Raw genomic sequence first — 19,866 nt, 5'->3', positions numbered from 1 at the left:
GTGACCGTAACGGGGCGACAGCCGGGCAAATGGACGGCAGAAGCAAAAAAAGTGCGAAATTGTCCGATGCTTCGGCTGGTTCCCGATGTTACACACGCAAGAATAACGAAAGGGTTTCACGATGGACTTGGGAATTAAAGGAAAGCGCGCGCTTGTTTGTGCGTCTTCAAAAGGCTTGGGGCTCGGCTGTGCCACTGCGCTGGCAGAAGCGGGGGTGAATCTGGTCATGAATGCCCGTGGGTCAGAGGCGCTGGAGGCAGCGGCCGCAGACCTGAGGGCGCAGTTCGGAGTTGAGATCACGACCGTGGCGGCCGATGTCACTACCGAAGAGGGACGTGCCGAGGTTTTGGCCGCTGCCGGATCGCCCGATATTCTGGTGACCAACGCTGGCGGGCCACCACCCGGTATCTGGTCTGACTGGGATCGTGATGATTTTATCGCGGCCCTTGATGCCAACATGCTGACGCCGATCGCACTAATGACGGCATGCCTTCCTGCGATGATGGAGCGGGGCTGGGGCCGGGTCGTGAACATCACATCGCAGTCAGTCAAAGCCCCGATCCCCGCCCTGGGTCTGTCGAACGCGGCACGTACGGGTCTGACCGGTTATGTTGCCGGAACGGCCCGCCAAGTCGCGCCGTCCGGAGTCACGATCAATAACCTGCTGCCCGGCATCCACGCCACGGATCGTGCAACTTCGCTGGATCAAGGCGTAAGCCGTGTCCAGAACATCAGCCAGGACGAGGCGCGGTCGCGACGCGAAGCTTCGATCCCCGCACGGCGCTATGGTACGGCGGCCGAGTTCGGCGCGACCTGTGCCTTCATCTGTTCGCAGCACGCGGGTTTCATGGTCGGCCAGAACGTCCTTCTGGATGGAGGCGCGACGAACGCGACGATTTGAGATTGTTCAGCGCTGCGATGCCTTGAACCTCAGCAAAGTCAGGGCGGCCACAACTATGGCCGCCCCGATGGCGAAGATGCCGACTACAGTCGCACCATTCTGAACGTAGATGGCGACCAGTGCCCAGAACACCGCAAGCCCGTACATCTGGGATGGGCGCGCCCGTTGCATCGCCACCGTGATGGCAAGCGCAATGGACAGCGCCACAATGGCCCAGCCTTCGGGGCCGAACGGACCGATGCCATAGCCCGGCAACAAGATGCCAAGCGATACTGCACTGGCCGCAGTCAGCCAGCCTGCATAAAGGCCTAGCGGTGCGCGCAGCAGCCACAGATCTGCGGCCGGTGTGCGCAACAGAGCCATAAGCGCACCGGCCAGCATCGCCCAGATCAGAACCGTCGCCCAGATCGGTGAGACGAACGCAACGGCCAGCCAGAAGGCACCGATGGCCAGACTGCCCAGCAATGGCAGACGCGTGGCATCCCAGCCTGCGACGTCGCGCCGCTTCCATGCACCGAACCCGGCCATGACGATCAGCCAGAGATAGATGATGCCCCAGATCGAGAATGCGTATCCGGCAGGTTGAGCCGGAGGGTTTTCGATGGCCACGGGAAATTGCGACGGATCGTATCCGCCAAACCCCGGCGTGAAGACGGGGGAGATGGCGAAAAATATCGCCGCAATGAGCACGAGGATCGAGCGTATGAACATGCGTCAAACCTAGGACCGGGAATGAAAAAGGCCACCCGCGCCCATGTGGCGGGTGGCCCGAAGCTCATGTCAGCCGTTCACTCCGACCAACTGACCCCGGTCAGGTCGTTCGCCTGCGTCGGCGCATTTTCCCACAGACCCTGAATGCGGGCATCCGCCACGCCGGTCTTGGCCAGTTGGAACAGATAGGCATTGACGTAATCGTCGGCGATTATCTGCTGCGCCTGCCTGAGCATCGCGCTCCGCTCCGCGTCGTCGGTCGTGATGCCGATGTTCTCGATCAGGGTCTGGAATGCTGGATTATCGTACTGAAAGTAGTAATCCGGGCGCGCATAGATATTGATGTCCGCAGGTTCGGTATGACTGACGATGGTCAGGTCGAAGTCCTTGCCCTTGAAGACCTGCTCCAGCCACTGTGCCCATTCCAGATTGCTGATTTCGGTCTCGATCCCGACTTCGCGCAACTGACTGGCGATGATCTCGCCGCCCCGCCGGGCATAGACCGGGGGCGGCAGCATCAGGCGCAGTTTGAGGTCAGTCGCACCCGCCTCGGCCAGCAGGGCCCTGGCTTTCTCGGGGTCATAGGCAGACTGCGCAGTCAGATCGACGTAATCGGGATTATGCGGCGCGAAGTGGGTGCCGATGGGCGTGCCGTATCCGAACATCGCGCCATCGATGATTGCCTGACGGTCGATGGCGTGGGCAATGGCCTGCCGCACTTTGACGTCTGTGATGTTGGCGTTGTTGATGCCCAGGATCGTTTCGCCCTCGGTCGAGCCGATGATGACATTGAAGCGGGGATCGGCCTCGAAACTTGACAGGGTCTCGGGTGCAGGGAAGTTCGGAAAGGCATCCAGATCGCCTGCCATCAACGCCGAGAATGCTGCATTCGGATCCGAGATGAATTTGAATGTCGCCTTTTCCAACGCCGGTGCCTCGCCCCAATAATCGGGGTTTCGCGTCAGATCGACCCTGTCGCCCTGCACCCAATCGGTAAAGACGAAGGGGCCTGTGCCGACGGGGTTGCTGGCATTCGTATCCGCAGTTTCGGGCGCGACGATCACCGCGTCGCCCCAGGCCAGGTTGAAGCCGAGGTTTCCGTTCGGCGCACTCAGCGTGATCTTGACGGTGGACGGATCGAGGGCCTCAACGCTCTCGATAGCTTCGAACAGCGCCTTTTGGGCATTTGTGCTGTCTTCGGCGCGGGCACGGTCAAGGCTGAACACCACGTCCTCGGCATCCATTGTGCTGCCGTCATGAAATTCCACGCCTTCGCGTAGTTTGAAGGTCCATACGGTGCCGTCTTCGGACACGTCCCAGCTTTCCGCAAGGGCCGGCTGCACCGATCCGTCGGGTCCGAAGCGTGTCAGGCCTTCGAACACATTGGCATAGACGACTTCGTCGATGGCGGCGGCGGCCCCGCCGGTCGGGTCCAGATTGGGCGGCTCCAGCTGCATGCCGATGGTAATGTCGGTCTGCTGGGCCAATGCGGCGGTCGCCAGCAGGCAAAGTGCGGCGGTGGTTTTGATGAGCATGGGGTCTCCCTCCCGTATGTCGCGCGCAGATTAGGCTCCGCGGGGGGCAGGGGGCAAGTGTCAGCCGCCCGAGACGTTACGGGCATAGCCCTTGACGATTTCGACCATACGTTCGGCTGACAGGATCGGGGGCAGCAAGGTCAGGAAACCGCCATTTCCATCCATGACGAAGATATGCGATCCGTGGGAATAGACGTCGACGCCGCTCGGGTCGGTGAACAGATATGCGCTTTCGACGTGAAACATGTCGCGGACGGCTGCCAAATCAGCTTCCGACCCGGTCAGCCCCGTCAGGCCGGGGGCGAATCTGTCCAGCGCCGGACCCATCGCTTCGACCGTGTCGGTCGCCGGATCGACAGTGATGAGCAACGGCGTGACGTAGATATCGCTGGCGGCCAGTTCTGCGGTCACGTTCGACATGATCGGCAAGGCGACAGTGCAGATCGCCCTGCAGGATGCATAGCCGAAAAACACCAGTTGAATATTGCCATCCGGGTCGGTCTGAGTACGCGTATTGCCGCGGTGATCGATCAAGGCGTAATCGCCGCCGAAATTCGAGGGAAACAGCGTGTCAGGCAAGGGCGCAGTCGGCATCTTCTCTTGCGCTCCTGCGGGGGCAGCCATGACAATCGCCAGCAGAATCGCGCGCATCAGAACCAATCCGCGATGAAGGCTTTGTCGACCTCCTTGCCCAAACCCAGATAGCCCTCTTCCTCGATCTGTTGCCGGACGCGGGGATCGCGGCGGAACCATGGGCCATCGCCGCTGGCGTCCGGGTTCTTCGCGGCCCAGTCGTCGGTCCAGGTATTGGCGCGCTGCCAGTCGCCGCCTTCTGGACGGATGCGTTGGACCATATAGACGCTCATCGCACCGATTTCCGGATCTTCGATCAGCAATCCGTCCACATCGACGGTCTGGCCGCAGAACGGTGCCAGATCTGCGACCGCTCCGTTAAAAGCCGATTGCGCGTTCTTGAGGGGGAAGATCATGACGTCATCGGCTTCTCGGACCAGGACGACCTGTCGATTGCCCGCACCGCAATTATCCGCGCAATCGCCGGCCAGTACGCACAGCGGGTCGGTTACGGTCGCGGTGAACAGCGCCTTCTGTTCTGCGTAAAGACCCCATTCGCGGGCTTCAGAGCCTTCGGAAAAATCCTGTGCAGTGGCTGGTATAGCCAGAGCAGCAAAGCAGATGATGGAACGCTTGAGAGTCGGGCGGATCATTTCAGTGCCTCCGAATCCGGGATGGCGAAGCCGGGAATCACCCCGAAGTCCTCATGCGTGGCATTGATGATATCCTGATCAGCGGTGATTTTTTCGACCACGAGGTAATTCATTCCGTCGCGCCGATACAGCATTCCGTCCGCTTCGATGGTATGGGCCGCGATGTTCAGGCTGGTGTCGCCGCCCGCTGTCCTATCGTCGCCGGCCATCTTCAACACCATGTACACCTGTCCGTCCGGAGCCAGCAGGCCAACCGGAATGCCACCCGCGCTGCACCAGAGCGCGCAGGTCCGGTGCGCCGATCCCACGACTGCATCCGGCCCGCCCATTACGCCCGAAAAATAGCACCAGGTGTCGATGACTTCGCCGGTAATCTGCACCCGTTCGCCTTCTATGGCGGCTGCGGCAGGACTTGCGATTACGGCAAGGGCGAACGGAATGAGACGATGCATGATTTCCTCCTGATCTGCTCCAATTGACCTTAAGGAACCCCTCACTGGCAAATCACGATCTGTGGATGGGTCCCACAGGTCGGTCAGAAAGGCAGGCATCGCAGCCTTGCCGCGACATCCAGACCTGTGCGGGTCATGAACAAACCCATCAGACCATCCAGCCGTGCGCGGCGCATCTTTGAAGGCAGCGCCGTTACAATGCGTCGAGATATGTCCTGACCGCCGTCTGCACATGCCGGAAACGGTCGCCGCCCAGATGCTTGCCACCATACCAGCGGGTAACGATCACCACATGGTTCCGGATCGCATCCCGTTCCAGCATGCGAAGGATCACAAGACCCGCACCGGCTTCGCCATCGTCGGTCTTGATCGGCCCATCTGCACCGATCATCGCCCATGTGTTATGCGTGGCCTTGGCGAATTTCTTGTTACGACAAAGTTCCTTCACGACATCTTTCGCGTCGTCTGCAGTCGCTGCGGGCGCTCCGGTGACCGCGTATTTACTGCCTTTGTCGTTTATGTCGAGATGGATGGTATTCACGTCAGCAGCTTCGTCAGGGTCAGCGCCATTACCTTGCCGCTGTCCACCATGTCATCGACTCCGATCCATTCATCCGGCTGATGCGCCAGGTCCAGAACGCCGGGACCGTAGGCGATGCAATTCTTCAATCGTCCGATCCGGTCGATATGTTTCTGGTCATAGGTTCCGGGGCTGACGACGAATTCAGCGGGTTTGCCCATCACCAGTTGAACCGCATCCTGCACGGTCCGCACGATAGGGGCATCTTCCGGGGTCATGGTGGGCATGACCTCGAACAGGTCGCGGATCTCGTAGCGAAAGTCGGGGCGGGTGGTACGGATCTTATCCATCATACGGGCGACTTCGGCTTTCACCTCGGCGATGTCCTCTTCGATCAGGAAACGGCGGTCGATGGTCAGGATGCATCGGTCGGGCACACAGGCCGAGGGCAGGCCCGTGTAATCGGCGTCCTGCACCGGCTCCCCCCCGTGTATCGAATTGATGTTTAGGGTCGAGGATTTCGCACCGTCGGGCACCACAGGCATATCGGTTCGCTTTCCAGCAAGCAGTGGGAACAGCGTCGCCTCCATTTCATCCAGAACCGCCCCCATATGACGCACGGCACAGTCGCCGAGAAATGGCATCGAGCCATGGGCGATATGTCCCTTGGTCTCAATCTCGGCCCACCAGACGCCGCGATGACCCAGACAGATGCGGTCCTTGTTCAACGGCTCGGGGATAATGACATGCTGCACTCGGGCGGGATCGAAAAAACCCCGCTCCGCCAGATACGCCACGCCGCCATAGCCACCGGATTCCTCGTCCGCAGTGGCCGAAATTTCGATCGCTCCACTGAACTCTGGATGATGGGCAACAAAGGCTTCGGCGGCGATGATCGACGTCGCCATGCCGCCTTTCATGTCGCAGGCCCCCCGGCCATAAATCTTGCCGCCGTCCAGCTCCGCGCCGAACGGGTCGCGGGTCCAGCCTTCGCCCACGGCCACGACGTCATGGTGGCTGTTGAAGTGAACGCAGTCGCCCGCAGCGCGCCCCTCCAGACGGCAGACGACATTCCAGCGCGGGTATCTGTCGCTGTCGCCCAACGCCCCTTCGGCGCGCACCATTTCGACCTTCCACCCCTGTTTGCTCATGCGCTCTCCGACGAGAGAGCAAACGTCGTGGTAGTGTCGACCGGGCGGGTTCAAGGTTGGAATACGGATCAGATCCTGTGTCAGCGTGATGAGGTCATCGCGTCGATTTTCGATCCGCTGCATCAGCGCGTTCATGAAATCTCCTCGTGGTGCGGGGGTCACACTGTGTCGAAACCGCTTGCGATGTCACTGCAAACCGCGAAAATCGTATCCATGTAAGAATGACATAATAAGAATAAGTTTTGAACGGGAGAGCGTTACCAATGGCCGATTTTGAAGCTCAAGTACGGGAAAGCCAAGCTCAGGTTGCGGCGGCGCAATCCAAGATTTCCGACATTACCAGCCGGATAGAAACCGCACGCCAGAAGCTGGATCAGGGCATCACCATCGACGTGGAAAACGCGACGCTTGAAGATGTGCGCGCCCATACTGACACTATGAACGCGAACATTGCCGAGCTGATCATGGGGCTGGACGACGTGACGGCGGGGTTCTCCAAGGACTTCGATGAGATGCGGACCAAGACCGGCATGGAAAGCTTCATCGGCATTTTCGCGCGCGGCAAGTCGGAGGCGATGCGGCAGGAGCGGCTTCGCTCCGCCAGTATCGACGACAAGCTACAGGATCTGATTTCCAAATCCGACACGATCACGCGCCTTTTGGAAGGGCAACTTGCGATGCTGAACGAGCAGAAATCGAAGGTCGAGACGAACCTGTCGACGACGCTGGTTGATCGGGAAGCCGCCGTTTCGGAACTGGAAGGCATCCGCGCCGAGATCGTTTCCATGGATCCTCGTTTGATCGAGCTGGAGAACAAGATCAGCGTCGAACAGGATGCCTCGGTTCGCACCCAGCTGGAGACCGAATTGGCAGAGGCAAACACGCGCCATAACGATCTGGTTCAGCAAGAGCAGGTTGCTCTGGCTCGTTCGCAGACGCTGGAGCGGTATATCGAGAAGGGCAAGACATGGGTCGACAGTTTGCAGAACCAGGCGGCTACACAGATGGTTCTGATCAACAAGCTGGAGACGGACACCAGGCAGCGAGTTGTTTTGTATGACGCGCTATCCAAGTCGCTGAAAACGGCGCAGCAGCAGGACGTGGCCCACCGCATCAACGAGATCGGCGTGAAGACCGATCAGGAAGCGCAACAAGCAATGGCCGCTATCGGCGCGGCCACCAATACCCGCATGGCGGAAATGCTGGAGGCGCATGAAGATCATATGGTTTTCGCCCGTGACGTACTGGAGGCCAAGGCCAAGGCGGATGAGCGGTTCGCCCGACGGTTCAGCGCCATCGTCGAAAAGCACGACAAGAATCTCTACGGCGGATGACCCTCAAGGAAGACCTTGTCCGCGATCATGTCGGCCTGCAGGAAAATCGCCAGGCCCGCCGGTACTTCGCCAAGTTCGAGCGCATCCTGGACAATCTGCCCCGCATCGCAGGTGAGATGGAGGCGCGGGGAAAGCTGGACCGCGTCGAGTTGGCCGCTGTCTCAACCCATCTGACCGCCCTGAACCGCACCTTCCGCGCACTCAGCCACAAGTATCTGATGACCGGGCGCGACACCGGCGTGTTTCTGGGCTCGCTGACGGTGGATCGACACGCATCCGGCTTTCCTGTGTTGCGGGAATTGCTGTCCATGGCATCGGATGCGGCGCAGGCGGCGGATGCGCTGACCCGGTTGCCCGCGGCCGACGACCTGAAGGAAGCGATGATCGCCACCATCGTCGGCGAGCGCCGCATCCCGACCGATCTGCAATATGCGATGTCGCAGCGGCTTTATCTGGACGAGTTGCGGAATGGCGATCTGTTCTGGCCGCGCAACGACGTTCAGATCGAAACGCTGGCGACGGAAGACGCGCGTTATCTCCTGCATTGGTCGGCGTGGGATGGCCAGCGCAACCTGCCGGTGATCTGGCTGATGCAGATCGAGGATAACGGTCGTCGACCCTTGCCGCAGGATTTCGCGCGGCTGGCAAGAGTGCAGGGCCATCTGATGGCGCAGGCACTTCCCGATCTGAAACTGGTAACGGTCGCCAAGGGCTTTGATGACGATTTCGAAGGCCTGCATCCCAAGCGGTTGCTGCGACTGACGGTCGGCCCGATGTATTCGTCGGCCTTCACGCTTCAGACCGAAGGGTTGGGCGCGGTGCTTGAGGCGGCGCGCGCACCTGCGGGCGAGGATTGGGCGCTGGCCTGGACGCTGGAGACGCTGAAGTCCAAGCGCGTCGAAAAGGAAAAGGCTGGTTGGTTCTCCACCGTCGACAAACAGGTCTGGGATCTGCCGGGTCTGGAAGGCCCCGAAGCAGGTGCGACGCACACCGAACGCGCCGCCATCCTGCCGGAACGGGTCTATCAGGCGATGACCGAGACCGCTGCAGCGGGATTTTCGGACGTGATCAAGTATGTCGTGGGCGGGGGGCGTCTGTGGCGGGCGGAGGAGTGAGGCCGGATCCGCACGCGGGGATATTTGAAACGTACAGAAGGGATGTGGGATGAGCTTGTCGGGCGATGCGATGGAACTGTCTGAGGCCGAAGTCACGGCGCGTTATGATGCGGCGCTGACGCTTCTGTCGGGATTCGATCACGCCCCACGACTGGGCAGGGCGTCCGAGTCTCAACGATCAGAACGCTCGTCCGGTATCGGAACACGGACGCGGTTCCGCTCCACCACGCCGGGTTTGGTGACACGGCGCACGACGCCAGCGGGTGGCGTTCATCTGCGCGAAACGGTCGAAGGCGAAGGTCTGGTCACGCCTGCCCGCGCGCAGGTATTGCAGGGTTTGCGGCGGGCGCTGGCGGTGGCTTTGGCCGTCGGCGGCGCGTTGGACGATCGCACGGGGTTGGACGGGCTCAAGGCTGCGAACCTTGCCGGCCGCCTGCCCGAGGGCGACCGCGCCAAGTTCACCGAATTGCTGGAAGTCGAGGCGCTGGCCGTCGGCCATGTCTTCGCCAATACGCTGGCATTTCTGATCGCTCCGTTGCGCGGCACGACCACCGTAGAAGTGCCTGCCCCGCAAGAAATCCTGACCGACAATGCACAGCTTATGCTGGAAGGCCTGCTGTGGGAGATCGACCAGCGGCTGGATGGTTTGGACGACGACGCGCTGGTCGCCACACTTGCCGCCCAGGCCGAGGCGCTGCTGGACCGCCTCTCCGACCGCGCCCGCACCGCTGCCCGCAGCGCGATCTTCGGCGACGTGACCTATCGGATCGAAGCCGACGACCTGTCGCTGAATGGATTCACGCCCGCCTTGCGCGCAACGGGCAGACCCCTGGTGATGCAGTTCAAGGCACCGCATGAAGTCGTTGGCAACCACATCGCCAAGCATCAGGCACTGAAGCTGTCGAAGATGCTGATGGCCTACGATTTCGAACGCAGGCTGAACCCCTTTGCCGACCTTGGCGGCTTCATCTTCACTTTCATGGGCGACGGCGCGCCCGGCACCGGCAAGACGACCCTGATCCAGATGATGGCCGGTTTGATCCACGGATATTGTGAGATCGCGGGCTATCCGTTCCGTTACGAAAACCTGTCGACCGACAGCATCGACAGCTATCAGGGCAAGTCGGCGCAGAATGCCAAGGCCTTCGTCACCGGCATACTGGACCCGAATGTCATCGGCTTCGGCACGATCGACGATATCGACCAACTGGCGGGTAAGCGCGGTGACCGGCAGGCGTCGGCGGGACAGTTGGAAATTACCTCCGTCCTGATGGAAAGCTTCGCAGGTGCAAACACCGTTGTGCGAGGCAACTGCACCTTCGGCATGTTCTCGAACTATCCCGAAAACGTCGATGATGCCCTGCGCCAGCGGGCGGGGGCGCGGTTTCTGGTTGATGGCCCGCAGACGCGAGACGACTACATCGACATCCTGTCGCTTCTGTTGGGCAAACGCCACGATATTCCGCTGGGCGATCACGACCTGTTCGCCGCGCAGGAACTGACGCGCGCCGTGGCCGAAAGCTTTGCCAGGCATTCGCGACCCGCCGAGCAGAAGCTGGCAGAGGTGTTCGACCGGGTGAAAGACCGGATCGGCGAGTTGGATACCATCGCCAGGATCGGCACCTATCTGAAGAGCATCCAGGAGGCGGACGAACGCTTTACCGGGCGTGCGATCAAGAACATCACCGACGCGGTAAAGGTCCGCGCGATGGACGTGGAACTGCCCGACGCGTGGTTCGAAACGCCGGACGCCTTCATGCACAAATCCTACGACGACAAGCTGGCCATGGTGTCCGAGATGCGCGTGCCGATCACTACTGAAATGGTGCTGCAAGAGGTCAACCGCTACGCCGATTCCGAATTCCGCTACGCCGATAAATCCGACGAGGTCGCCATCGAAAATACCGTCCGCGACATGCAGCGGATGGAGGTCGCCAAGCGCCGCTATCTGGAAGGCAAGAGTTGAACCTGGTCCTGCCTCTAGTCGGTCTTGCTGTCGTGGCCTGGCTGGTGCCGTGGATGCTGGGCAAGCTGCTGCCCGAAGGAGTCATCTGGCTGCTGGTGAACGGAGTGCTGTCGGCGCTGCTGCTGGCCGTTGTCGCTGCCGCCGGTTTCGTCTGGCTGTATGGTGAGGCAGGCGGTGTCGTGTGGCGGGAAGCGCCTTGGCACTTCGTGCTGCTGTCGGCAAAGGCGGGGATCGTCTGGGGGCCGGTGATGGTGCTGTCGTTGAGTGCTTTGCCGAAGCGGTGGAAGGAGGTGGTTTGGTGAATTGGGTGGAGGTTACGGAAATCGGCAGAAATCTGGTTTTGACCTTGGCCGCGCTCTTTGGTGCCTACACCGCATACCGAGGCGTAAGATCATGGCGAGATGAGAAAAATTGGATGCGAAATACCGAACTAGCCGAATCGCTGCTCATTCTACTTTATGAGAGAAATGATGCTGTACAGCACATTAGATATCACCCGGTATTGTATACGCTAGCGAAAAAAGATGATTTTGACGAACCCATAAAGGGTGAGCAAAAGCAAGAATATTTCGGTGTTCGCAAGTACTACAGCGATCGCATTGATCGCTTAGAGAACGTCAAAAGCAGAATGTATCCTTTGGAAATCCGCGCCAGCGTCCAATGGGGCCGTGACTGCCTAAAGTCACTGGAGACTTTAAGGTGCTTAGAAGGACAACTCCTCAGCGAAATTGACAATTTTCTCGAATCAAAACAACCAAATGCTGACGGACCTGACAGTCATAAAAATAGGGACATTCACCCAGATACGCTTTCAACGATACAATCCCATCCCTTAAGGGACGCTTTTCGGGATAGTTATCATGAATCACTGAAATTGATTGAGGAAGAGCTACGGTCGATTTTGAAGCGTTATACGAAATGAAACGCCTCATCCAACACGGCCTGATGTTTGCCAACCTCTTCGAGGTCTCGTCCCCCGCGCTCATTGAACGCTACAACCGCGCGCTTGATCACCTCACGGGCAAGCGCACGAAACTCGACAACTTCCACATCGACCTCAGCGGTTTCTCCCCCGAAGTCGGCGACGAGTTGGGCGACATGGACTACCTCAACCCCGGCGGCTGCAACCGGCAGATCATTCTGTTGTCCACGCAGCAGAAGGACGCGCCATTGCTGGAGATGAAGTTCTCCACGACCCAGAACATCATCCGCGATTTCATCGCCGCGAACGAGGCGCAATTGTTCACCCTGACCGCCCGCGACGCAGTGGCAGGGGAGTTGCAGAATTCAGTCTTTTCGGTGCCGGAACCACAAAGCCTGCTCGACATCCGCTCGGTCACGGTCGAGGCGGATACGACCACCGGCATCGTGCGCGACGCCGCCAAGCTGGACAAACTGATCGCACGGTTCCGGGACGAGCCGGATGCGTGGTGGGACGACGTGCTGGTCGCGCAGATGATCGGGCTGGCGCGCACCACCGGCGACGTGACCCGCGCGCCTGTCACGTTCGAAACGCCCAGTTTCCGGCAGGACGATTTCTGGACAGCGCATCACGGCGGGCTCTACGTCTTTCGATCGGTCGGCAGCCCCGCCGTACTGGCCAACGTGCCGTTCGAGGCCAGCGGGATTGACGTCCACGACCTTGCCAATCGCAACGGGGTCGCAAATTTCCTGCAGGTGAATGGCCTGACCCAGCCCATCGTCGAGGGACGGGGCGAAGCGGCGGCGGGCATCCTGCGCGAGAAGATGGAACACCTGGCCATCGACGCGCTGGGCCGTGCCGGTCAGTTGCCCGAGGCAATCGACGACAGGTCGTTGCGCCGCGCGATGCAGGCCAGAGGGGCCGGACTGCCGCCGTCTGTTCATGCCCTGGGCGCGATGCTGGCCTGGGCTGAAGGGCGTGGCGACTGGCCCCGGATCGACAGCGCGAACCCTGCGTATTTCCATACGTTGCGCGCCGCCCCTGGCCCGCTGCGCGACCTGACCAATATGTTGCTGGCGGAATTGGCACCGCAGGATTTCCGGCAGCTGCATATTTGCCACAAGCCGCTGTTCTATGATCTCTATCGCGCCAGCCCCGAGCCATTGAAGGCATGGGTCGCCGAACGGCTGACAAAGGATTATGCTGCCGACCGGGCAGGGGTGTGGAAGCATTTATATGCGTCTGACGTCGCAGCGCCTATGCCGCAGGTTGTGTTGACGAAGGCCGTGCGGGCCAAGGGACCATGGGGATAGAATGTTCGGACTTCTGAGACTGGCCGTCGTGCTGCTGATCGTTCTGACGATCGTCTATTGGGCGCTGGTCTTCTATTTCCGCGCCGGCGAACGTGATCGTCTGGAAGCGGAGTGGGTCGCGAAACAACCGCCCCTGCCGCAGCATACCTACGTCGAAAACGGCATCCGCGATTATCGGCGAAGCCTTCGGCGCAAGTTGCTCTGGGGGGTGTATATCGTGCCAATCGGGGCCATCTTGCTGTTGATCTATCTTGTTAACTACGCCTGAGGGACCGCGCGATGACCTATGTGAAATGGATCTTTCTTCTGATGGTCGTAGCCGTCGTCGGGGGCTTCCTGCACTACACCCTGCCCCAGACCGATATCGTGCGGATCGTCGGGACCGAGAACCGGCGCATCGACTTCGGCGAGAATTCGATCTTCTGGGCGACCCCTGATGTCGGCACTACGGGTCTTGCGACCCGCGACGTGCGTTTCATCGAAGCGGTAAAGCCTTCGGGTCGCGCATCTGTCTATCGCAACGAAGATACCGGCTGGGGCTGGCCGCCGTATTTCAAGCTGGATTCATCGAACCTTCAGGCCGAGGCGCGGGATCAGATTTCCACGTCTGGTGCCCCTCAATGGGTGGCGCTCACGCATTACGGTTGGCGGTCGGAGTTTCTGACGATCTTCCCAAACGCCGTCGGCGTGCGCCCGGTCGAAGGGCCGGACGTCACGATCATTCCGTGGTTCAACATCATCTTCCTGACACTGCTGGCGGCTTTGATCTGGGCAATCACGGTCCGTATCCTGCGGTTCCGCCGCAACCGGATAGACCCCCTTCTGGAAGATGCGGGCGAGGTCTGGGACGATGCGGGCGATGCAGTGGAGCGCCGCCGCAAGGGGTTCCGGGCATGGCTGGATACCTGGAAGGGCAAGCCGCGGGCCTGATGGCCCCTTCGGTCAATCGTCCCGCACCCCCAGCTTCATCCGCGCTTCGGGGTCGATCTTGGTTGGCGGCCAGAGCGCTACGCCCGACCTGAACGCAGCGCGGCCTATCATATGGGCGCCGACAGGCGCGGTTATGAGCAGAAAAATCACGATAGCCACTGCGCGCGCAACTGTAGGGGCATCGCCAAAGCCCGCCGCGACCGCCAGCATGATCAGACCCGACGCCAGCGTGCCAGCCTTGGTTGTCGCGTGCATGCGGATCAAAACATCCGGCAGGCGCAATACCCCCAGCCCTGCCACGAATGCGAAGAACCCGCCGAGAAGGACGCAAGCCGTCATGAACAGTTCCAGGATCATGCCCCGTCCTCGCTGTCTTCGCCCGCGCGGTGCAGGCGTTGCGCGTCCGGACGGCTGGTCCTGCGCTCGACAAAACGCGCAAGTGCTACGGTTGCAAGAAAGCCGATCAAGGCCAGAACGACTGCGACGTCCAGAAACGCCGCCACGCCGGTGTCGATGGCGAACAAACCGCTGAAAGCGACGACCAGCACCGTCATTGTATCCAGCGCGACAACCCGGTCGGGCAGGGACGGGCCTTTAATCAGCCGGATCATGGCAAGAATGACTCCGGCCATCACCATCACGAAGGCGATTTGCACGGCAGCATTCAGGATCGGCATCTGTTCGGTCAGGCTGACCGCCAGCAAGGTGTCTCCTTTCATTCCAATGCCTCCCGCACCCAGCGTTCCATACCGTTCTCGATCTGCGCCGCTATTTTGGCCGGATCGTCCGCGAACATCGCGTGGACGACGAGCGTGTTGCAATCCTCGGTCACGTCCAGCGACAGGGTACCGGGGGTCAGAGAAATCAGGTTGGTGACCAACAGAACTTCGGCCTCACCCCTGGCTTTCAAAGGGACGCAGATGATGCCGGGGCGTGCGCGATGGCGCGGTGTGAGCACATCCCAGGCAACCGAAATAGACGATACGATCAACTCGTAATGAAACAGCACCAGCAATTTAACCCAGCGATAAACCTTGGCGAAATAATTACCCGTCGTTCCAAACAATGGCTGAATGACCCAGAGCGCGCCAAAGCCCACGGCGAATCCTAACGCCAGGCCAGGCAGAGTGAACTGACCGGTCAGCGCGGCCCATGCGATGGCCAGCAGAAGGTTCAGAAGAAAGACACTCATGACGGTCCTCCCAATACGGCGGCCAGATAGGCGGTCGGGTCCAGCAATTCCGCCGCCGCGCGTGCGGCCACCTGCACGAACGGCTCGGGGAACAGGCCGATCACGATGGTCAGGCTGGCCAAGAATGCGATCGGTACAAGCAGGGTGACACGTTCGCTCAGGGGCAGCGACGACAGGCTGGGCACTGTGCCGCCGGGATGCGGGGCCCAAAAGGCGCGGCCCCAGATCTTGGTCATGGAATAGATCGTCATCAGGCCTACAGCCAGCGCGGCGAAGGCGACAAACCAGAGTTCCAGATCGAGCGACGCCTTGACCAGCACAAATTTCGCCCAGAATCCCGATAACGGCGGAAAGCCCGCCAGCGAAAATGCCGGGATCAGGAACAGAAACGCCAGAAGCGGCGCGCCTTTGTACAAGCCCCCGATCCGGTCTATGTTCGTGCCGCCCGCGATGCGGTTCGCGACGCCCGACACCAGGAACAGGTTCGCTTTCACGATGATGTGGTGGACCAGATAGAAGACCGCGCCGGTCAACGCGAGCGGCGTATACAGCGCCAGACCCAGCACCATGTAACCGATCTGACTGACGATGTGGAACGACAGGATGCGGCGGAAATCGGTCTGTGCGGCGGCCCCCAGAACGCCTGTCACCATCGTCGCCACGGCAACCCAGAGCAGCAGGCCATGGGTGAATCCGACGTCCCGCGTGAAGACCAGCGTGAACATTCGCAGCAGCGCATAGACACCGACTTTGGTCAGCAATCCCGCGAAAACGGCAGACACTGCAAAGGCCGGGGTGTGATAGGCGGCGGGTAGCCAGAAGAAGAGTGGAAAGACCGCAGCCTTCACGCCGAAGCCGACAAGAAACATCATGGCGATCACTGTGATCAACCCGGCATCGGCGGTCTGCACCGCTGTATGCAGGTCCGCCATGTTCAGCGTGCCGGTCACGCCATACAGAAGCCCGATGCCAGACAGGAACAACACCGTCGAGATCAGGTTGAGCGTCACATATTTGATGCCCGCGTCCATCTGCACCCGCTTGCCGCCCATCACCAGCAGGCCGAAGGAGGAAATCAGCATCACCTCGAACCAGACATAAAGATTGAACAGATCGCCCGTCAGAAACGCGCCCATGACGCCTGCGATAAGGGTATGGAACAGGGTGTGATAGCCGACCGCCTCCATCTCTCGCGTGACGTCGGATATGGCGTAGACACTGACGGCCAGCGCGGTGATGGCGGTGATGACTACCATGATTGCGGACAGCGTATCGGCCACCAGTGTGATGCCGAATGGTGCGGGCCAGTTGCCCATCTGTGCGGCCTGGACCCCGTTTGCCAGCACCTCGGCCAGCAGCATACCGCCTGCAACCAGCATCAGCGCCGATCCGGCGACCGAAACCCAGCGCCCCTCGGGCCCCTTGCGGAAAAAGAACGTCAGGATCGCAGTGGCGAAAGCGATCAGGATCGGCAGCGGCAGCAAAAGGTCGGTCAATGCCCGTCCTCCGGCTCGGCCAGACGCATTTCATCGGAATCGAGCGTGCCCATCGTCTGATAACCGCGATAGATCAGCACCAGCGCAAAGGCGAACAGACCGAAACCGATAACGATCGCCGTCAGGACCAACGCCTGTGGTAATGCGTTGGCAACACCTTCGGGCGGAAGTTTGGCCCCTTCGGGGATGAGGGGCGGCGATTCCGGTGTCAGGCCCCCGGATGCGAAGATCAACAGGTTCGCCGCGTTCGAGATCAGCAGAAGACCGAAGAGGAAGCGCAGCACGTTGCGCGCCAACATCAGATAGACTGCGGCAGCAACCAACGCACCGACCATCAGGGCGATCAGGAATTCCATCTCAGATTTCCTCTTCCAGCGCGAAGACAAGGGTGAGGACAGCGCCCAGCACCACAAGATAGACACCCAGATCGAAGACCAGAATGGTCGAGAGCGGCAGCCCTTTGTCACCTTCCGTCGCCCCCAGAAACAGCCATTGCCCGGTGAAGATCGCATCGCCGGGAATCAGCCCTGCCAATCCAGCCAGAAAGGCAACTGCAAGTCCCGAGACTGCAATCGTCTGCGGGTCCAGCCGGAGCGCTTCACGCGCGGCCTTACTGCCATGAGCGATGGCATAAAGGATAAAACCCGTCGCACCGATCAGCCCGCCGATGAACCCGCCGCCCGGGTCATTATGACCGCGTAGCAGCATCCAGATCGAAAACATCAGCAACAAGCCGACCAGAAGCCGTGTCGCGGCGCGAACGATAAGCGACGTCATGGGTTCGGCCTCCGCGTGCCGCGCAGCAGGGCATAAGCGCCAAGACCCGCGACCGCGATGACGGCGATCTCGCCAAAGGTGTCCAAAGCCCTGAAGTCCACAAGGATCACGTTCACGATGTTACGGCCGAAAGCTTCCGGAACGGACGTCACCTCGAAAAATTCGGTCAGGCGAAGGTCCAGTGGCACGGTCATGACCGCGAGCAAAATCACCGTCGTCATGACGCCCAGGGTGACGGCCAGCGCCAGATCCCAGCCGCGAATGGTCCGGATGTATTCGGGGTTCAGGTTCGGCAGCTTCAGCATGGCAACGGCGACAAGCACGACCTGCAGCACCTCGACCAGCAGTTGCGTGATCGCCACGTCGGGTGCGCCAAATATGATGAACACCAGGGCCACGCCGATGCCCACGACGCCGAGTGCCGCGACGGCGGTCATCCGGCTATTGGTGAAGGCCGTGAGAAGCGCACCGGCCAGAATGAAGATCAGGACCGCCCAGTGTTTGACCCGCAAATCCTCCAGTGCGGGGATTTCCGGTGTCAGATCGGCGCGCCAGATCGCAGCCCCGAGGGCGAACGCGAGCGTCATGAACGTCACGAAGATATAACGCCGTAAACGACCCGTCTGGATCAGCGCCGTCAACCCGTGTGTGCCCGCCGCGACGCCGTCCATCCCACGATTCCAGCCGGGATCGAACAGAGGGGGCACACGGGCCAATCCCACGCGCAGAAGGGGGTGGATCAGATAGATGACGAAGCCGACAGCGAAGGTTGCCAGCGACAGCAGGAAGGCGGCATTGACCTCCTTGAAAAGGTATAGATCCACCTCTGCGTCCCTGCCTAGAACGGCTGCCGTGGATGGGCGGACGAGGGGTTCAGCCCAATCCGGCATCAGGCCGAATGCCAGACCGAACAGGCCCAGAAGGATTGGCCCGACCAGCATCGGCCACGGCCCGTCATGCGGAGTTACAGGCGTTTTCGCCAGATTGCCGGTAAAGGGGCGAAACGCCACGATGCCACCCGCCGCGAACATCAGGGCCGACGCCACAAAGATGCAGCCCGTAACCCACAGCATGGCAGGCGCGCCGAGTGCGGCCTTGTAGAGGAACTCTTTGCCGACGAAGCCGAACATCGGCGGCAGGCCCGCCATGCTGAGCGCGGCCAGCACCGCCGCCAGCATCGTGAATGGCATCGCCCGACCCAAACCGCGCAGAACCGTCGCGTCCCGCGTGCCGGTGCCATGGTCGACGATCCCGATCATCAGGAACAACGCGGCCTTATAGAACGAATGAACCATCAGGAACGCCATTGCCGCCTCGATGGCGTAATCCGACCCGACCCCGATAAACATCACCAACGTCCCAAGCGCCATCAGCGTCGTATAGGCCAGCACCTGTTTGATGTCGGTTTGCCGGATCGCCAGCACGCTGGCGAAGACGGCCGTGACACCACCGAATACCACAAGCGTCCAGAACCAGATGTCTGTGCCACCCAGACTGGGGTTCAGTCGCGCCAACAGGTAAACCCCGCCTTTGACCATCGTGGCGGAATGCAGATAGGCCGATACCGGCGTTGGGGCCGACATCGCGTTCGGGAGCCAGAAATGAAATGGCACCTGTGCGGACTTGGTGAACGCTCCGGCCACGACCAGCAGAAAGATCGGCAGATAGAGGGGGTGGTCTGCCAGCGACCCTTCGATAGCCGCGATCGAGAAGCCACCGCTCGCGATGCCGATCAAAACGATGCCCGCCAGAAATGCGAGGCCGCCGATACCGGTGACCAGAAGGGCCTGTAACGCATCGCGTCGGGCTTTCGCCAGATCAGCGTCGAAGCCGATCAGCAGATAAGAGGATACCGTCGTTACTTCCCAGAAGACGAAAAGGGCCAGAAGATTGTCTGACAGAACCAGCCCCAGCATGCCCGTCATAAAGGCCAGAAGGTAGATCACGAATCGCGTGTAATGGATGTGTCCTCCCAGGTAGCTGGACGAAAAGAGCGTCACCAGTGCGCCGATGCCGGTAATCAAAAGCGCGAAAGTCAGCGACAATCCATCCAGCAGAATGCCGAGCGATACACCAAGGGACGGCACCCAGTCGATTTGCCAGACCAGCACCTCGCCCGCGGCAATTGCAGGCAGAAACTGAAGAAACCAGAGGAACAAACTCAGCGGAAGCAGGATTGATATCCAACCTGCCGGCCCGCCCAGAACGCGGCTGTTTGATCCGTGGTCTGCCATCTGAACCCTTTGCTTTGATCCGAGATAGAGGAACGCCTTGATTGTTCAACCCATAATGATAACTTAATTTCAATAGCCGCTATCTATCGAG

23 protein-coding genes are annotated in these 19,866 nt (G+C 60.5%); 9 read left to right on the top strand and 14 right to left on the bottom strand.

Translation table 11 applies throughout. The annotated features are described in order from the left end of the window. Nucleotides 1–121: 121 nt before the first annotated feature. A complete protein-coding gene (locus BMY38_RS00755) occupies nt 122–901 on the top strand; it encodes an SDR family oxidoreductase (RefSeq protein WP_092758851.1) in 780 nt (259 codons plus the stop codon). Between the two features lie 6 nt (nt 902–907). Here BMY38_RS00755 and BMY38_RS00750 read toward each other — a convergent pair whose 3' ends face one another. The 7 genes from BMY38_RS00750 to BMY38_RS00720 all read right to left on the bottom strand — a co-directional run bounded on the left by BMY38_RS00750 (nt 908) and on the right by BMY38_RS00720 (nt 6,631). After that, the gene (locus BMY38_RS00750; RefSeq protein ID WP_092758849.1) at nt 908–1,612 is read right to left on the bottom strand and encodes a TspO-related membrane protein; all 705 of its coding nucleotides are present in this window, start codon (nt 1,610–1,612) and stop codon (nt 908–910) included. 77 nt (nt 1,613–1,689) lie between these two features. Then, the gene (locus tag BMY38_RS00745) at nt 1,690–3,147 is read right to left on the bottom strand and encodes an ABC transporter substrate-binding protein (protein WP_092758847.1); all 1,458 of its coding nucleotides are present in this window, start codon (nt 3,145–3,147) and stop codon (nt 1,690–1,692) included. 60 nt (nt 3,148–3,207) lie between these two features. After that, complete coding sequence (locus BMY38_RS00740; protein ID WP_175495727.1) at nt 3,208–3,798, bottom strand: SCO family protein; 591 nt, start codon at nt 3,796–3,798, stop codon at nt 3,208–3,210. Further along, entirely contained in the window at nt 3,798–4,373 is a 576-nt protein-coding gene (locus BMY38_RS00735) for a hypothetical protein (RefSeq protein WP_092758843.1), read from the bottom strand. Before BMY38_RS00735 ends, BMY38_RS00740 begins: the two co-directional genes overlap by 1 nt. Continuing rightward, nucleotides 4,370–4,825 carry a hypothetical protein gene (locus tag BMY38_RS00730; protein WP_092758841.1) on the bottom strand — a complete coding sequence of 152 codons (456 nt, stop codon included), beginning with the start codon at nt 4,823–4,825 and terminating at the stop codon, nt 4,370–4,372. Before BMY38_RS00730 ends, BMY38_RS00735 begins: the two co-directional genes overlap by 4 nt. Before the next feature lie 193 nt (nt 4,826–5,018). Continuing rightward, entirely contained in the window at nt 5,019–5,366 is a 348-nt protein-coding gene (locus BMY38_RS00725; RefSeq protein ID WP_092758839.1) for a YigZ family protein, read from the bottom strand. Beyond that, the gene (locus tag BMY38_RS00720; protein WP_092758837.1) at nt 5,363–6,631 is read right to left on the bottom strand and encodes an acetylornithine deacetylase/succinyl-diaminopimelate desuccinylase family protein; all 1,269 of its coding nucleotides are present in this window, start codon (nt 6,629–6,631) and stop codon (nt 5,363–5,365) included. Before BMY38_RS00720 ends, BMY38_RS00725 begins: the two co-directional genes overlap by 4 nt. A gap of 128 nt (nt 6,632–6,759) precedes the next feature. On the opposite strand from BMY38_RS00720, the gene BMY38_RS00715 reads away from it, so the two are divergent. From BMY38_RS00715 to BMY38_RS00680, 8 genes are read left to right on the top strand one after another with little or no spacing between them, the layout of a single operon-like run. Beyond that, complete coding sequence (locus tag BMY38_RS00715; RefSeq protein WP_092758835.1) at nt 6,760–7,830, top strand: coiled-coil domain-containing protein; 1,071 nt, start codon at nt 6,760–6,762, stop codon at nt 7,828–7,830. Continuing rightward, nucleotides 7,827–8,945 (top strand): hypothetical protein, encoded by a 1,119-nt coding sequence (locus tag BMY38_RS00710; protein WP_092758833.1) that lies wholly within the window; start codon nt 7,827–7,829, stop codon nt 8,943–8,945. The genes BMY38_RS00715 and BMY38_RS00710 overlap by 4 nt, the downstream gene beginning before the upstream one ends. Before the next feature lie 49 nt (nt 8,946–8,994). Beyond that, on the top strand, nt 8,995–10,911 hold the full coding sequence (locus BMY38_RS00705; RefSeq protein ID WP_092758831.1) for an AAA family ATPase: 1,917 nt from the start codon (nt 8,995–8,997) through the stop codon (nt 10,909–10,911). Then, entirely contained in the window at nt 10,908–11,213 is a 306-nt protein-coding gene (locus tag BMY38_RS00700) for a hypothetical protein (RefSeq protein WP_092758829.1), read from the top strand. Before BMY38_RS00705 ends, BMY38_RS00700 begins: the two co-directional genes overlap by 4 nt. Next, the gene (locus BMY38_RS00695) at nt 11,108–11,833 is read left to right on the top strand and encodes a hypothetical protein (protein ID WP_175495726.1); all 726 of its coding nucleotides are present in this window, start codon (nt 11,108–11,110) and stop codon (nt 11,831–11,833) included. Before BMY38_RS00700 ends, BMY38_RS00695 begins: the two co-directional genes overlap by 106 nt. Continuing rightward, nucleotides 11,830–13,146 carry a DUF6638 family protein gene (locus BMY38_RS00690; protein WP_092758825.1) on the top strand — a complete coding sequence of 439 codons (1,317 nt, stop codon included), beginning with the start codon at nt 11,830–11,832 and terminating at the stop codon, nt 13,144–13,146. Before BMY38_RS00695 ends, BMY38_RS00690 begins: the two co-directional genes overlap by 4 nt. A 1-nt stretch (nt 13,147) precedes the next feature. Continuing rightward, nucleotides 13,148–13,414: a hypothetical protein gene (locus tag BMY38_RS00685; RefSeq protein ID WP_092758823.1), complete on the top strand. Its 267-nt coding sequence runs from the start codon at nt 13,148–13,150 to the stop codon at nt 13,412–13,414. 11 nt (nt 13,415–13,425) lie between these two features. Further along, nucleotides 13,426–14,076, top strand: a complete 651-nt coding sequence (locus BMY38_RS00680; protein ID WP_092758821.1) for a DUF1523 family protein — start codon at nt 13,426–13,428, stop codon at nt 14,074–14,076. A 12-nt stretch (nt 14,077–14,088) separates the two neighbouring features. On the opposite strand, the gene mnhG is transcribed toward BMY38_RS00680, so the two are convergent. From mnhG to BMY38_RS00645, 7 genes are read right to left on the bottom strand one after another with little or no spacing between them, the layout of a single operon-like run. Further along, nucleotides 14,089–14,433, bottom strand: a complete 345-nt coding sequence (gene mnhG, locus BMY38_RS00675) for a monovalent cation/H(+) antiporter subunit G (protein ID WP_092758819.1) — start codon at nt 14,431–14,433, stop codon at nt 14,089–14,091. After that, nucleotides 14,430–14,795 (bottom strand): MrpF/PhaF family protein, encoded by a 366-nt coding sequence (locus BMY38_RS00670; protein WP_245737458.1) that lies wholly within the window; start codon nt 14,793–14,795, stop codon nt 14,430–14,432. The genes mnhG and BMY38_RS00670 overlap by 4 nt, the downstream gene beginning before the upstream one ends. Next, nucleotides 14,792–15,268, bottom strand: coding sequence for a Na+/H+ antiporter subunit E (locus tag BMY38_RS00665; RefSeq protein ID WP_092758817.1), 477 nt, complete (start codon nt 15,266–15,268; stop codon nt 14,792–14,794). The genes BMY38_RS00670 and BMY38_RS00665 overlap by 4 nt, the downstream gene beginning before the upstream one ends. Next, the gene (locus BMY38_RS00660; RefSeq protein WP_092758815.1) at nt 15,265–16,764 is read right to left on the bottom strand and encodes a Na+/H+ antiporter subunit D; all 1,500 of its coding nucleotides are present in this window, start codon (nt 16,762–16,764) and stop codon (nt 15,265–15,267) included. Before BMY38_RS00660 ends, BMY38_RS00665 begins: the two co-directional genes overlap by 4 nt. Then, a complete protein-coding gene (locus tag BMY38_RS00655; RefSeq protein WP_092758813.1) occupies nt 16,761–17,120 on the bottom strand; it encodes a Na+/H+ antiporter subunit C in 360 nt (119 codons plus the stop codon). Before BMY38_RS00655 ends, BMY38_RS00660 begins: the two co-directional genes overlap by 4 nt. A 1-nt stretch (nt 17,121) precedes the next feature. Continuing rightward, nucleotides 17,122–17,541 carry a Na+/H+ antiporter subunit B gene (locus BMY38_RS00650; protein WP_092758811.1) on the bottom strand — a complete coding sequence of 140 codons (420 nt, stop codon included), beginning with the start codon at nt 17,539–17,541 and terminating at the stop codon, nt 17,122–17,124. Continuing rightward, the gene (locus BMY38_RS00645; RefSeq protein ID WP_092758809.1) at nt 17,538–19,775 is read right to left on the bottom strand and encodes a putative monovalent cation/H+ antiporter subunit A; all 2,238 of its coding nucleotides are present in this window, start codon (nt 19,773–19,775) and stop codon (nt 17,538–17,540) included. Before BMY38_RS00645 ends, BMY38_RS00650 begins: the two co-directional genes overlap by 4 nt. Nucleotides 19,776–19,866: the final 91 nt, after the last annotated feature.

Origin of the sequence: Jannaschia helgolandensis (assembly GCF_900109285.1) — a bacterium.
GTDB lineage: Bacteria > Pseudomonadota > Alphaproteobacteria > Rhodobacterales > Rhodobacteraceae > Jannaschia > Jannaschia helgolandensis.
The sequence above is the reverse complement of the archived record's forward strand: the minus strand, read 5'-3'. Positions and strand labels throughout refer to the sequence as shown.